The sequence below is a fragment of the Pseudomonas sp. RA_105y_Pfl2_P56 genome (assembly GCF_963970845.1).
GTDB lineage: Bacteria > Pseudomonadota > Gammaproteobacteria > Pseudomonadales > Pseudomonadaceae > Aquipseudomonas > Aquipseudomonas baetica_A.
In genome coordinates this window covers 16,761-29,182 of sequence record NZ_CAXAPL010000005.1, presented here as the reverse complement: position 1 = coordinate 29,182, position 12,422 = coordinate 16,761, and the positions used below count along the sequence as shown (strand labels likewise).

At 59.6% G+C, this 12,422-nt stretch carries 16 protein-coding genes; 10 read left to right on the top strand and 6 right to left on the bottom strand.

The features are described from left to right. Positions 1–29: 29 nt before the first annotated feature. Genes lptB through AACY11_RS05160 form a run of 5 tightly spaced genes read right to left on the bottom strand, consistent with a single transcriptional unit; the run spans position 30 to position 3,366 of the window. On the bottom strand, positions 30–755 hold the full coding sequence (gene lptB, locus AACY11_RS05180) for an LPS export ABC transporter ATP-binding protein (RefSeq protein ID WP_008085069.1): 726 nt from the start codon (positions 753–755) through the stop codon (positions 30–32). After that, complete coding sequence (gene lptA, locus AACY11_RS05175) at positions 755–1,300, bottom strand: lipopolysaccharide transport periplasmic protein LptA (protein WP_339431751.1); 546 nt, start codon at positions 1,298–1,300, stop codon at positions 755–757. The genes lptB and lptA overlap by 1 nt, the downstream gene beginning before the upstream one ends. After that, the gene (gene lptC, locus AACY11_RS05170; protein WP_339494018.1) at positions 1,287–1,859 is read right to left on the bottom strand and encodes an LPS export ABC transporter periplasmic protein LptC; all 573 of its coding nucleotides are present in this window, start codon (positions 1,857–1,859) and stop codon (positions 1,287–1,289) included. Before lptC ends, lptA begins: the two co-directional genes overlap by 14 nt. 8 nt (positions 1,860–1,867) lie before the next feature. Beyond that, complete coding sequence (locus tag AACY11_RS05165) at positions 1,868–2,392, bottom strand: KdsC family phosphatase (protein WP_339494017.1); 525 nt, start codon at positions 2,390–2,392, stop codon at positions 1,868–1,870. Next, positions 2,392–3,366 carry a KpsF/GutQ family sugar-phosphate isomerase gene (locus AACY11_RS05160; RefSeq protein ID WP_339431754.1) on the bottom strand — a complete coding sequence of 325 codons (975 nt, stop codon included), beginning with the start codon at positions 3,364–3,366 and terminating at the stop codon, positions 2,392–2,394. The genes AACY11_RS05165 and AACY11_RS05160 overlap by 1 nt, the downstream gene beginning before the upstream one ends. Positions 3,367–3,642: 276 nt before the next feature. On the opposite strand from AACY11_RS05160, the gene AACY11_RS05155 reads away from it, so the two are divergent. From AACY11_RS05155 to hisC, 10 genes are all read left to right on the top strand, one after another. Then, on the top strand, positions 3,643–4,452 hold the full coding sequence (locus AACY11_RS05155; RefSeq protein ID WP_339431755.1) for an ATP-binding cassette domain-containing protein: 810 nt from the start codon (positions 3,643–3,645) through the stop codon (positions 4,450–4,452). Then, the gene (gene mlaE / locus AACY11_RS05150) at positions 4,452–5,249 is read left to right on the top strand and encodes a lipid asymmetry maintenance ABC transporter permease subunit MlaE (protein WP_221730031.1); all 798 of its coding nucleotides are present in this window, start codon (positions 4,452–4,454) and stop codon (positions 5,247–5,249) included. The genes AACY11_RS05155 and mlaE overlap by 1 nt, the downstream gene beginning before the upstream one ends. Further along, positions 5,249–5,716 (top strand): outer membrane lipid asymmetry maintenance protein MlaD, encoded by a 468-nt coding sequence (mlaD, locus tag AACY11_RS05145; protein ID WP_339431757.1) that lies wholly within the window; start codon positions 5,249–5,251, stop codon positions 5,714–5,716. The genes mlaE and mlaD overlap by 1 nt, the downstream gene beginning before the upstream one ends. An 11-nt stretch (positions 5,717–5,727) precedes the next feature. Further along, positions 5,728–6,381 (top strand): MlaC/ttg2D family ABC transporter substrate-binding protein, encoded by a 654-nt coding sequence (locus tag AACY11_RS05140; RefSeq protein WP_339466226.1) that lies wholly within the window; start codon positions 5,728–5,730, stop codon positions 6,379–6,381. Then, on the top strand, positions 6,378–6,683 hold the full coding sequence (locus tag AACY11_RS05135; protein WP_339431759.1) for an STAS domain-containing protein: 306 nt from the start codon (positions 6,378–6,380) through the stop codon (positions 6,681–6,683). Before AACY11_RS05140 ends, AACY11_RS05135 begins: the two co-directional genes overlap by 4 nt. Positions 6,684–6,798: 115 nt before the next feature. Then, complete coding sequence (locus AACY11_RS05130; RefSeq protein WP_007912386.1) at positions 6,799–7,038, top strand: BolA family protein; 240 nt, start codon at positions 6,799–6,801, stop codon at positions 7,036–7,038. A 22-nt stretch (positions 7,039–7,060) separates the two neighbouring features. Continuing rightward, positions 7,061–8,326, top strand: coding sequence for a UDP-N-acetylglucosamine 1-carboxyvinyltransferase (gene murA / locus AACY11_RS05125; RefSeq protein WP_045122295.1), 1,266 nt, complete (start codon positions 7,061–7,063; stop codon positions 8,324–8,326). A 127-nt stretch (positions 8,327–8,453) separates the two neighbouring features. Then, the gene (gene hisG, locus AACY11_RS05120; RefSeq protein ID WP_221730028.1) at positions 8,454–9,089 is read left to right on the top strand and encodes an ATP phosphoribosyltransferase; all 636 of its coding nucleotides are present in this window, start codon (positions 8,454–8,456) and stop codon (positions 9,087–9,089) included. Positions 9,090–9,214: 125 nt separating this feature from the next. Continuing rightward, the gene (hisD, locus tag AACY11_RS05115) at positions 9,215–10,540 is read left to right on the top strand and encodes a histidinol dehydrogenase (RefSeq protein WP_339431760.1); all 1,326 of its coding nucleotides are present in this window, start codon (positions 9,215–9,217) and stop codon (positions 10,538–10,540) included. A 2-nt stretch (positions 10,541–10,542) separates the two neighbouring features. Next, positions 10,543–11,595: a histidinol-phosphate transaminase gene (gene hisC, locus AACY11_RS05110; RefSeq protein ID WP_339494016.1), complete on the top strand. Its 1,053-nt coding sequence runs from the start codon at positions 10,543–10,545 to the stop codon at positions 11,593–11,595. A gap of 104 nt (positions 11,596–11,699) precedes the next feature. Here the strand turns inward: hisC and AACY11_RS05105 are convergent, their stop codons facing one another. Then, positions 11,700–12,419 carry a DUF4198 domain-containing protein gene (locus AACY11_RS05105; RefSeq protein WP_339431762.1) on the bottom strand — a complete coding sequence of 240 codons (720 nt, stop codon included), beginning with the start codon at positions 12,417–12,419 and terminating at the stop codon, positions 11,700–11,702. Positions 12,420–12,422 lie beyond the last annotated feature (3 nt).

The following is a 12,422-nucleotide window of genomic DNA, read 5'->3' as shown; positions in this document are numbered from 1 at the left end:
CCCGCGCGTCTCTCCGGGCGCTGTCGCGTTTACAGGCGGAACTCGTGACCCAGATACACTTCCTTGACCAGATCGTTGGCCAGGATGGTTTCTGCGTCGCCTTCGGCAATCAACTGGCCGTCGTTGACGATGTAAGCGGTTTCGCAGATATCCAGCGTCTCACGCACGTTGTGGTCGGTGATCAGTACGCCGATGCCCTTGGCCTTGAGGTGGTGGATGATCTGCTTGATGTCGCCGACCGAGATCGGGTCGACACCGGCGAACGGTTCGTCGAGCAGGATGAATTTCGGTGCGGTTGCCAGAGCACGCGCGATTTCAACTCGGCGGCGTTCACCACCGGACAGGCTCATGCCCAGGTTGTCGCGGATGTGGCTGATGTGAAATTCCTGCAGCAGGCTTTCCAGCTCCTTGCGACGGCCGGCCTTGTCGAGCTCCTGGCGAGTCTCGAGGATGGCCATGATGTTGTCGGCCACCGACAGCTTGCGGAAGATCGAGGCTTCTTGCGGTAGATAGCCAATACCTGCCTTTGCGCGACCGTGCATTGGCTGGTGGCTGACGTCCAGATCGTCGATCAGCACGCGGCCCTGATCGGCCTGTACCAGGCCGACAATCATGTAGAAGCATGTGGTCTTGCCGGCACCGTTCGGGCCGAGCAGGCCAACAATCTGGCCGCTGTCGATCGACAGGCTGACGTCACGCACGACCTGGCGGCTTTTATAGGCCTTGGCCAGATGCTGAGCTTTCAGAGTGGCCATTACTGGGTTTTCTCGTCGGTTTTCTTCTTCGGCTGGATCACCATGTCGATGCGCGGACGCGACTCGGTGACCTTGCTGCCGGTGGCACGGCCGGCACTGGCCAGTTTCTTCACCGTGTCGTAGACGATTTTCTCGCCTTGGGTGATGTTGTCGTCCTTGTCGACAACCTTGGCCTTGTCGATCAGCACGACGCGGTTCTGCGCTGCGTGGTACTGGATCGTTACGCCCCAGCCTTGAACGGGTTTCTTGTCGCCGGCGGTTTGCAGTTGCTCGAAGTAGGCAAGGTTGCCCACCGAGGTCACCACGTCGATGTCACCGGCCTGAGTGCGAGTGATGGTCACGGTGTTGCCGGTAACCTTCATCGAGCCCTGAGTGATGATCACGTCGCCTTTATAGGTGGCAACGCCATTCTTGTCGTCCAGTTGGGCATCGTCGGCCTGAATGCGGATCGGCTGCTCTTGATCGTTCGGCAGAGCCCAGGCGCTCACGCTTCCCAGTGCTGCGCCCAGACTGAGCAAAATAGGGAGGGTTTTAACGAGCCTCATACTGTCCTCTTACGTTCGATAGCAGGTGTATCCTGCTTTCCTTCAGATACGCTTTCATTCCCACGCCAGTCGATACACCCCCAGCGCCGTCGATTCTAACGGGTTGCGCGGTCTGCGCATATTGCTGCTGCGGGAACACCGTCATGCGAGTCGACGTGATCAGGGTGTCGCGGTTCTTTTCATCGGTGCGCTTGACGCGTACCGAGTCGATCAACTCGACTTCGGTGCCGCCCGAGTTCACTTCGCCGCGCTCACTGGTCACGTGCCATGGGAACGCTGTCCCGCGGTACATGTTCAGGTCGGGCTTGGTCACCAGCGTGATGTCGGTCGCCTTGACGTGTTCGGCCTTGTCGGACGTCATTTCATACTGCACTTTGCCGTCCGGAAGGTATTGCAAGGTATGCGTGTTGGTCGCATACCAGTCGATAGGGGTGTCTACCGACGAGGTTGGCGGTTTGTCGAGAAAGCGTTCCGGGCTGATGTTCCAATAACCGACCGCCGCGAATATCGCGGCTATACAGGCGAAGAGCAGGAAGTTACGAAATTTTTTGCTGAACATTTTTTGGCTCACAGGTACGCGGCGTTGGCCGCATCGAGGCGGCCCTGGGCGCGCAGGATCAGTTCGCAGAATTCACGGGCGGCACCTTCGCCGCCGCGGGCCCGGGTCACACCATGGGCGTGTTCGCGGACGAAATCAGCGGCGTTGGCCACGGCCATGCCCAAGCCTGCGCGGCGGATCACCGGCAGGTCGGGCAGGTCGTCACCGAGGTAGGCGACCTGTTCATAGCTTAGGCCCAGTTGCTCAAGTAGACCGTCCAGAACCACCAATTTGTCTTCGCGGCCCTGAAACAGGTGCGCGATGCCGAGGTTTTTCGCTCGGCGCTCGACCACGGACGTTTTACGGCCGCTGATGATGGCGGTCTGCACGCCAGCGTTCATCAGCATTTTGATGCCTTGACCGTCGAGGGTGTTGAACGTCTTGAACTCGCTGCCGTCTTCAAGGAAGTACAGGCGTCCGTCGGTAAGGACGCCGTCGACGTCGAAAACCGCCAGTTTGATCGCTTTTGCGCGTTGCAGCAGATCGGTGCTCATTACATCACTCCTGCGCGCAGCAGGTCGGAGAGGTTGAAGGCGCCGACCGGGCGATCTTCCTCATCGACAACTACCAGCGCGTTGATTCGGTGGTCTTCCATGATTTTCAGGGCTTCGGCGGCGAGCATCTCGGGTCGGGCGGTCTTGCCGTGGGCTGTCATCACCTGGTCGATGGTCGCGCTGCGGATGTCGATGCTGCGATCCAGCGTGCGGCGCAAATCGCCATCGGTGAAAATCCCGGCGAGCTTGCCGTCGGCTTCAAGAATCACGGTCATGCCCAGACCCTTGCGGGTCATTTCCATCAGAGCGTCCTTGAGCAGAGTGCCGCGTTGCACTTGTGGCAGCTCTTGCCCGCTGTGCATGACGTTTTCCACTTTCAGCAACAGACGACGACCCAGCGCACCGCCCGGGTGAGAGAAAGCAAAATCTTCAGCGGTAAAGCCGCGCGCTTCCAGCAATGCAACGGCCAGGGCGTCACCCATGACCAGTGCAGCGGTGGTCGAGGACGTCGGCGCCAGGTTCAGCGGGCAGGCTTCGTGCTCGACGTGAACGTTGAGGTTGACCTCGGCAGCCTTCGCCAGTGGCGAGGCCGGGTTGCCGGTCACGCTGATCAACTGGATGCCCAGACGCTTGATCAAAGGCAGCAGGGTGACAATTTCGTTGGTCGAGCCGGAGTTCGAGAGGGCCAGGATCACGTCATCGCGAGTGATCATGCCCATGTCGCCGTGGCTGGCTTCGGCCGGATGTACGAAAAAAGCCGGGGTGCCGGTGCTGGCCAGGGTCGCAGCAATCTTGTTGCCGACGTGTCCGGACTTGCCCATGCCGACCACCACCACACGGCCCTTGCTGGCCAGAATCATCTCGCAGGCGCGTACGAAATCGGCGTCGATATGGGGCAACAAGCCTTCTACGGCTTCCATTTCGAGGCGGATGGTGCGTTGTGCCGATTGAATCAGGTCGCTGGATTGGCTCATGTCAGAAATCGTATAGCCCGATGAAAAGGCGGCGATTATAGCGGTTATGTTGCAAAGCCTCACGCAAGTTCGTCGTGCTTTAGCATTCCCCGCGACCAAAACCCGGCAAAACGGCCTCCAGTCTCCCCCTTACCGTTGAATACAGCCCGGTACAAGCCTTGGGCGCTTGGCCTTTGCAGTGATATAGTTCGCCGCCAGTTCGGCCTGCCCGGGATGTAAGTGCTTTTTAAGTAGAGCCAGGCGTCCGAGTGAGAGGCTGCATCGCAAGGAGTTTAGATGAGTGCCGATAACGCCTACGCGGTCGAGCTGAAGGGAGTCTCCTTCAAGCGCGGTGCGCGCAGCATATTCAATAACGTCGATATCCGCATCCCGCGCGGCAAGGTCACCGGCATCATGGGGCCTTCCGGGTGTGGCAAGACCACCCTGCTGCGGTTGATGGGCGCACAGTTGCGTCCTTCCAGTGGCGAAGTCTGGGTGAACGGTCAGAACCTGCCGCAGCTTTCGCGCAGCGATCTGTTCGATGCACGCAAGCACATGGGCGTGCTGTTTCAGAGCGGTGCGCTGTTCACCGATCTCGATGTTTTCGAGAACGTCGCTTTTCCCCTGCGCGTTCATACCCAATTGCCGGAAGAAATGATCCGCGACATCGTCCTGCTCAAGCTGCAGGCCGTTGGCTTGCGTGGCGCCATCGAGTTGATGCCCGATGAGCTGTCTGGCGGCATGAAGCGTCGCGTGGCTCTGGCTCGCGCAATTGCGCTCGATCCACAGATCCTCATGTACGACGAGCCGTTCGTGGGCCAGGACCCGATCGCCATGGGTGTGTTGGTACGCTTGATCCGTCTGCTCAATGATGCGCTGGGAATCACCAGCATCGTGGTGTCCCACGATCTGGCCGAAACCGCGAGCATTGCCGACTACCTCTATATAGTCGGCGACGGTCAGGTGCTGGGGCAGGGCACGCCGGACGAATTGATGAACTCGCACGAGCCGCGTATTCGTCAGTTCATGACGGGCGATCCTGACGGCCCGGTGCCGTACCACTTTCCAGCGACGGATTACCGCGCAGATCTTCTGGGGAAGCGCTGATGCGCAGAATTTCATTAATAGAACGCGTACGCCGGTTCGGCGAAGCGGCGATCGACGCCATTGCGGTGTTTGGTCGTGCAACGCTGTTCCTGTTTCACGCCTTGATCGGTCGTGGCGGCATCAGCGGCGGTTTTGGCCTGCTGGTCAAACAGTTGCATTCGGTGGGCGTCATGTCGCTGGTGATCATCGTGGTCTCCGGTATCTTCATCGGCATGGTGCTGGCGCTGCAGGGTTTCAGCATTCTGTCGAGCTACGGTTCGGAGCAGGCGGTAGGGCAGATGGTTGCTCTGACCCTGCTGCGTGAACTGGGCCCGGTGGTGACGGCGCTGTTGTTTGCCGGGCGTGCCGGTTCGGCATTGACCGCAGAAATCGGCAACATGAAATCCACCGAACAGCTTTCCAGCCTGGAAATGATCGGTGTCGACCCGCTCAAGTACATTATCGCGCCGCGTTTGTGGGCCGGTTTCATCTCCCTGCCGGTGCTGGCGATGATTTTCAGCGTGGTGGGCATCTGGGGCGGCTCGTGGGTGGCTGTCGACTGGCTGGGCGTGTATGAAGGCTCCTATTGGGCGAACATGCAGAACAGCGTGAACTTCACCAGTGATGTGCTCAACGGTGTCATCAAAAGTATCGTTTTCGCCTTCGTAGTGACCTGGATCGCCGTATTCCAAGGCTATGACTGTGAGCCCACTTCCGAGGGGATCAGTCGTGCCACCACCAAGACCGTAGTGTTTGCCTCGCTGGCAGTGCTCGGCCTGGACTTTATTCTGACCGCTTTGATGTTTGGAGATTTCTGATGCAAAACCGCACCCTGGAAATCGGTGTCGGCCTGTTCCTGTTGGCAGGGATCCTGGCTTTGCTGCTGCTTGCTTTGCGGGTCAGTGGCCTGTCTCCGACTTCGACCACCGACACCTATAAACTTTATGCCTACTTTGACAATATCGCCGGTTTGACGGTCAGAGCCAAAGTGACCATGGCCGGCGTCACGATCGGCAAGGTCACGGCAATCGATCTGGATCACGACAGCTTCACGGGTCGGGTGACTCTGCAAGTGGATAAAAACGTCGACAATCTGCCGACCGACTCCACCGCGTCTATCCTGACCGCTGGGCTGCTGGGCGAGAAGTACATCGGTATCAGCGTGGGCGGGGAAGACACCCGTCTGAAGGATGGTGGAACCATTCACGACACGCAGTCGTCACTGGTACTGGAAGACCTGATCGGTAAATTCCTGCTCAATACCGTTAGCAAAGACGCCAAATGAGGAGCTTTTGAATGATCTCTACCTTGCGACGTGGACTGTTGGTACTGCTTGCGACATTGCCATTGATGGGCACTGCTGTGGCGGCGCAGTCGGCGCATGATCTGGTTCAGGACACCACGAACCGGATGTTGGCTGATCTGGCGGCCAATAAAGAAAAGTACAAACAGGATCCGCAGGATTTCTATACCGCGCTGAACACCATTGTCGGCCCTGTGGTGGATGCCGAAGGCATTTCCAAAAGCATCATGACGGTCAAGTATTCGCGCAAGGCGACGCCGGCACAGATGCAGACGTTCCAGGAAAACTTCAAGAAAGGCCTGTTCCAGTTTTATGGCAACGCCTTGCTTGAATACAACAACCAGGGCATCACTGTTGATCCGGCCAAGGACGAGTCCGGCGATCGCACCAGCGTCGGCATGACCGTAAAAGGCAACAACGGCGCGATCTATCCAGTGCAGTACACGCTCGAGAAGATCAACGGCGAGTGGAAACTGCGCAACGTGATCATCAACGGTATCAACATTGGCAAGCTGTTCCGTGATCAGTTCTCTGATGCGATGCAGCGCAATGGCAACAACCTGGACGCGACCATCAACGGTTGGGCCGGTGAAGTCGCCAAAGCCAAAGAAGAAACCGACAAAGCTGCCGTGAAGCCAGCGCAATGAAAGAGGCGGCAGTGCGTATGAGTGATGTCGATGAGCTTTTGCTCAGCGGAGTGCTGGACTACCGCACCGGGCCTGACCTGCGCAAGGAAGGGCAGGCGCTGATCAAGTCCAGCAAGGCTTCGTCGCTGGTCATCGACTGCTCGGGCGTAAAGAAGTCCAGCAGCGTCGGTTTGTCGTTGCTGCTGTGCTTCATGCGCGATGCTCAAGCCGCCGGCAAGGCTGTCAGCATCCGGGCACTGCCCGATGACATGCGCGAAATCGCTCAGGTCAGCGAGCTGACCGAAGTGCTGGCGCTACACTGAATTCGCATCGATAAAGAAGCCCCCCGTCAGAGTCCTGCCATGCGGGGTTCGCAGGCGCGGGGCTTTTTTGTATGATGTCCGACCCGTGCGCACAGGGCGCCGATTGAGGTTGAGCATGCAGGCCGTAGAAGTGAAGAGCTTCCTTGAAGGAAAGCTGCCCGGAACGTTGGTAGAAGTTGAGGGCGAAGGCTGCAATTTCCAGCTGAACGTGATTAGCGATGAACTGGCGGCGTTGAGCCCGGTGAAGCGTCAGCAGCAGATCTATGCCCATTTGAACCCATGGATCACCGATGGCAGCATCCATGCGGTCACTATGAAATTTTTCAGCAGCGCGGCCTGGGCCGAGCGCACCTGAGCCTAAGGGCGTCGAGATTCTTATGGATAAACTGATTATTACTGGCGGCGTTCGTCTTGATGGCGAAATCCGCATCTCCGGGGCAAAGAACTCCGCCCTGCCGATCCTGGCAGCCACCCTGCTGTGCGATGGCCCGGTGACCGTTGGCAACCTGCCTCACCTGCACGACATCACCACGATGATCGAGCTGTTCGGTCGCATGGGCATTGAGCCGGTGATCGACGAGAAACTCAGCGTCGAAATCGACCCGCGCACCATCAAGACCCTGATCGCTCCGTACGAACTGGTGAAAACCATGCGTGCGTCGATCCTGGTGCTGGGCCCGATGGTTGCCCGTTTCGGTGAAGCCGAAGTCGCCCTGCCTGGCGGTTGCGCCATCGGCTCGCGTCCGGTCGACCTGCACATCCGTGGCCTGGAAGCCATGGGCGCGGTAATCGACGTCGAAGGTGGCTACATCAAGGCCAAGGCGCCTGAAGGCGGCTTGCGCGGCGCGAGCTTTTTCTTCGATACCGTGAGTGTGACCGGTACCGAAAACATCATGATGGCTGCTGCTCTGGCCAAGGGCCGCAGCGTGCTGCAGAACGCCGCGCGTGAGCCTGAAGTGGTGGACCTGGCGAACTTCCTCAACGCCATGGGCGCCAAGGTTTCCGGTGCTGGCACCGATACCATCACCATTGATGGCGTCGAGCGTCTGGGTTCGTGTTTCTACAAAGTCATGCCTGACCGTATCGAAACCGGCACCTATCTGGTGGCCGCTGCAGTGACCGGCGGTCGTGTGAAGGTCAAGGATACCGATCCGACCATCCTCGAGGCGGTTTTGGAAAAACTCCGTGAAGCCGGCGCAGAGGTCACCAGCGGTGAAGACTGGATCGAGCTGAACATGCATGGCAAGCGCCCGAAAGCGGTCAACGTGCGCACTGCGCCGTACCCGGCGTTCCCGACTGACATGCAGGCACAGTTCATCTCGCTCAACGCCATTGCCGAAGGCACTGGCGCAGTGATCGAGACGATCTTCGAAAACCGCTTCATGCACGTCTACGAACTGCACCGCATGGGCGCCAAGATCCAGGTCGAGGGCAACACCGCCATCGTCACCGGTACTGAAGTCCTCAAAGGCGCGCCAGTGATGGCAACCGACCTGCGTGCTTCGGCAAGCCTGGTGATTTCGGCGCTCGTTGCCGAAGGCGATACCCTGATCGACCGCATCTACCACATCGACCGTGGTTACGAGTGCATCGAAGAAAAACTGCAGATGCTGGGCGCCAAGATCCGTCGCGTTCCGGGCTAATAGCTGCTGCATGGGCACAAGGATGTGCCCGTTGAATTCGTTTTGAATCGAGCCGGTATCGGCTCGATGTGTGTCCGGCGCCGATTGCGACCGGACATGAGTACCTTGATAAGGACTGACGTTTCCCATGTTGACCATCGCACTGTCCAAGGGCCGCATCCTTGACGACACCCTGCCGCTTCTCGCTGAAGCGGGCATCGTGCCGACCGAGAATCCGGACAAGAGCCGCAAGCTGATCATCCCCACGACGCAGGCAGACGTACGCCTGCTCATCGTGCGCGCCACCGACGTGCCGACCTATGTCGAACATGGCGCGGCCGACCTCGGCGTGGCCGGTAAAGACGTGCTGATGGAATACACCGGCCAGGGCCTGTACGAGCCACTGGATCTGCAGATTGCCCAGTGCAAACTGATGACCGCCGGCAAGATCGGCGCGGTCGAGCCCAAGGGCCGTCTGCGCGTGGCGACCAAGTTCGTCAACGTCGCCAAGCGTTACTACGCCGAGCAGGGCCGTCAGGTCGACATCATCAAGCTTTACGGCTCGATGGAACTGGCACCGCTGATCGGTCTGGCCGACAAGATCATCGACGTGGTCGACACCGGTAACACCCTGCGCGCCAACGGCCTGGAACCTCAGGAACTGATCGCCACGATCAGCTCGCGTCTGGTGGTCAACAAAGCTTCGATGAAAATGCAACACGCCCGCATCCAGGCGTTGATCGACACCCTGCGCAACGCAGTGGAATCGCGACACCGCGGCTGATCTACCAGCGCGACCTTGAGCCGCGCCCGTCTATCCGCCTCATAGCCAGAATCTCAGGTGCCCAAGCGGAAACGACTGCTAAGTTAGGGCGCCTGAGTTTTTGCCATTCCTATGAGGCTCTCGCTATGACCGCACCGACTGCAATTCGCCGACTCAACGCTGCTGATCCGGATTTCGCGCATCATCTGGATCATCTGCTGAGCTGGGAAAGTGTGTCTGACGACTCGGTCAATCAGCGCGTGCTGGACATCATCAAGGCTGTGCGCGAGCGCGGTGACGCGGCGCTGGTCGAGTTCACCCAGAAGTTCGACGGTCTGGAAGTGGCCTCGATGGCTGACCTGATCCTGCCGCGCGAGCGCCTGGAACTGGCCCTGACCCGTATCACCGTGGCGCAACGCGAAGCCCTGGAAAAAGCCGCAGCCCGGGTGCGCAGCTACCACGAAAAACAGAAGCAGGATTCCTGGAGCTACACCGAAGCCGACGGCACGGTGCTGGGCCAGAAGGTCACGCCGCTCGATCGCGCAGGCCTCTACGTGCCGGGAGGCAAGGCGTCGTACCCGTCGTCGGTGTTGATGAACGCGATTCCGGCCAAGGTCGCCGGTGTGACCGAAGTGGTCATGGTCGTGCCGACCCCGCGTGGTGAAATCAACGAGCTGGTGCTGGCAGCGGCGTGCATCGCGGGCGTCGACCGGGTGTTCACCATCGGCGGCGCACAAGCCGTTGCCGCGCTGGCCTATGGCACCGAAAGCGTGCCGCAGGTCGACAAAGTGGTCGGCCCGGGCAACATCTATGTAGCGACAGCCAAGCGCCACGTTTTTGGTCAGGTCGGTATCGACATGATCGCCGGCCCTTCGGAAATTCTCGTAGTGTGCGACGGTCAGACCGATCCGGACTGGATCGCCATGGACCTGTTTTCCCAAGCCGAACACGATGAAGACGCCCAGGCGATTCTGGTCAGCCCCGACGCCGAGTTCCTCGACAAGGTTGCCGCGAGCATCGACAAACTGCTGCCGACCATGGATCGCGCGACCATCATCGAAACCTCGATCAATGGTCGCGGTGCGCTGATTCATGTGCGTGACATGGCGCAGGCGATCGAAGTCGCCAACCGTATCGCGCCGGAGCACCTGGAGTTGTCGGTCGCTGACCCGCAAGCCTGGCTCCCGCAGATCCGCCACGCGGGTGCGATTTTCATGGGCCGTCACACCAGCGAAGCCCTGGGCGACTACTGCGCGGGCCCCAATCATGTATTGCCGACCTCCGGCACTGCGCGGTTCTCCTCGCCGCTGGGCGTGTATGACTTCCAGAAACGTTCGTCGATCATCTTCTGCTCCGAGGCCGGCGCGTCGGAGCTGGGTAAAACCGCATCCGTGCTGGCCCGTGGCGAATCGCTGAGTGCCCACGCGCGCAGCGCCGAATACCGCATCATTGACGACAAGCAGGGGAACTGAGCATGAGTAAATTCTGGAGCCCGTTCGTCAAGGATCTGGTGCCTTATGTGCCGGGCGAACAGCCGAAGCTGACCAAACTGGTCAAGCTCAATACCAATGAAAACCCCTATGGCCCGTCGCCAAAAGCCCTGGCGGCGATGCAGACCGAGCTCAACGACAACCTGCGTCTGTACCCGGACCCGAACAGCGACCTGCTGAAAAACGCGGTCGCCAACTACTACGGCGTGCAGAGCAATCAGGTGTTCCTGGGCAACGGTTCGGATGAAGTGCTTGCGCACATCTTCCACGGTTTGCTGCAACACGATCAGCCGCTCTTGTTCCCGGACATCAGCTACAGCTTCTATCCGGTTTACTGCGGGTTGTACGGCATCAAGTTCGATGCGGTGCCGCTGGACGCGCAGTTCCAGATCGATCCGGCGGACTACGCCAAGCCGAACGGCGGGATCATTTTCCCCAATCCGAACGCTCCGACCGGTTGCCTGCTGGCACTGGACGCGGTCGAGCAAATCCTCAAGGCCAGCCCGGATTCGGTGGTGGTGGTCGATGAGGCTTATATCGATTTCGGCGGCGAGACGGCCATCAGCCTGGTGGGTCGCTATCCGAACCTGCTGGTGACGCAGACCCTGTCCAAATCCCGTTCACTGGCGGGCCTGCGGGTCGGTCTGGCGGTGGGGCATCCGGACCTGATCGAGGCGCTGGAGCGGATCAAGAACAGCTTCAACTCGTATCCTCTCGATCGTCTGGCGAATGTCGGTGCAGCAGCGGCGTTCGAAGATCGCGAGTATTTCGACAAGACGTGTCGCTTGGTCATCGAGAGCCGTGAATGGGTGATTGCGCAGTTGCGGGCCAAGGGCTTTGAGGTGCTACCGTCGGCGGCGAACTTCATCTTCGCCCGGCATCCGCAACATGACGCCGCAGGGCTGGCGGCCAAATTGCGTGAGCAAGGCGTGATCGTGCGGCACTTCAAGCAGGCGCGGATTGCGCAGTTCCTGCGGATTTCCATCGGCACGCCGGAGCAGAATCAGGCGTTGATCGACGGGCTCGGCGACCTCTGAACCGCTTTCGCGAGCAAGCCCGCTCCCACAGTGGATTTGTGCACGACACAGATCAAATGTGGGAGCGGGCTTGCTCGCGAATGCAGCGCCGCGAATCCTGAGCCTTACTCGTGATGTGGCTCCCCCAAAAACGTCAGCGAACTGAACAACCCTCGACTGTTCACATCAACACTGTCCTTCACCGGCACCTCAACCTGCGCGGCAATCACATTCAACCCCTCATTTCGTACCAACACCTGCGCGCGCCCGTCCTTGTCGGTCTCGGTGCTCAGCGTATTCGGCGCGCTCCGATAATCGCCGATCAACTTCACGCCCGCTGCCGGTTTGCCATCGAGCAAAACCCGTACCGGCAATGAATTCCCCGGCCCGACGGTTAGCGGATCGACCTCCGGCAAAATCAGCAGTTTGATCTGATCGAGCTTGGGCAACTTCGCTCCCGGTTGATAAATCGCCAGGCTGTATTTGAACGTCTGCGTCGCTTCGATTGCACCGGGCACTTTGCTGCGACCTTCGTTGATCCACTTCTTGTCAGCCGTTTGTGACCACATCCCGTTGTTCAGCGCCACCGCCATGACCGCCGGCGTTTTCAGCGGCTTCAGGCGGGCGTGATCGGCAAGGCGCTCGACGCTGACCGGGATCATCTTGCCGCCCGCGTCATAGGCCCACGCGCCGCTGATTTTCTGGGCCTTGAAGGCATTGTCTTCGGCGCCGTGGCCGTAGATCACTTCGATGTTGCCGCGGCGTTGTTCTGTCCACAGGCCATGGGCTGTGGCTTGTGTGGCGAACAGCGCGGCGAGGATCAGGAGGGTTTTACGGTATTGCATGGT

Bases quoted from the DNA above. Each gene is read 5' to 3' on its own strand.
- mlaD (WP_339431757.1), top strand. From the start codon at position 5,249: ATGCAAAACCGCACCCTGGAAATCGGTGTCGGCCTGTTCCTGTTGGCA.
- AACY11_RS05130 (WP_007912386.1), top strand. From the start codon at position 6,799: ATGCAGGCCGTAGAAGTGAAGAGCTTCCTTGAAGGAAAGCTGCCCGGA.
- AACY11_RS05165 (WP_339494017.1), bottom strand. From the start codon at position 2,392: ATGAGCACCGATCTGCTGCAACGCGCAAAAGCGATCAAACTGGCGGTT.
- AACY11_RS05140 (WP_339466226.1), top strand. From the start codon at position 5,728: ATGATCTCTACCTTGCGACGTGGACTGTTGGTACTGCTTGCGACATTG.
- AACY11_RS05155 (WP_339431755.1), top strand. From the start codon at position 3,643: ATGAGTGCCGATAACGCCTACGCGGTCGAGCTGAAGGGAGTCTCCTTC.
- lptA (WP_339431751.1), bottom strand. From the start codon at position 1,300: ATGAGGCTCGTTAAAACCCTCCCTATTTTGCTCAGTCTGGGCGCAGCA.
- lptC (WP_339494018.1), bottom strand. From the start codon at position 1,859: ATGTTCAGCAAAAAATTTCGTAACTTCCTGCTCTTCGCCTGTATAGCC.
- hisC (WP_339494016.1), top strand. From the start codon at position 10,543: ATGAGTAAATTCTGGAGCCCGTTCGTCAAGGATCTGGTGCCTTATGTG.
- lptB (WP_008085069.1), bottom strand. From the start codon at position 755: ATGGCCACTCTGAAAGCTCAGCATCTGGCCAAGGCCTATAAAAGCCGC.
- AACY11_RS05160 (WP_339431754.1), bottom strand. From the start codon at position 3,366: ATGAGCCAATCCAGCGACCTGATTCAATCGGCACAACGCACCATCCGC.
- hisD (WP_339431760.1), top strand. From the start codon at position 9,215: ATGACCGCACCGACTGCAATTCGCCGACTCAACGCTGCTGATCCGGAT.
- mlaE (WP_221730031.1), top strand. From the start codon at position 4,452: ATGCGCAGAATTTCATTAATAGAACGCGTACGCCGGTTCGGCGAAGCG.
- murA (WP_045122295.1), top strand. From the start codon at position 7,061: ATGGATAAACTGATTATTACTGGCGGCGTTCGTCTTGATGGCGAAATC.
- AACY11_RS05135 (WP_339431759.1), top strand. From the start codon at position 6,378: ATGAAAGAGGCGGCAGTGCGTATGAGTGATGTCGATGAGCTTTTGCTC.
- hisG (WP_221730028.1), top strand. From the start codon at position 8,454: ATGTTGACCATCGCACTGTCCAAGGGCCGCATCCTTGACGACACCCTG.
- AACY11_RS05105 (WP_339431762.1), bottom strand. From the start codon at position 12,419: ATGCAATACCGTAAAACCCTCCTGATCCTCGCCGCGCTGTTCGCCACA.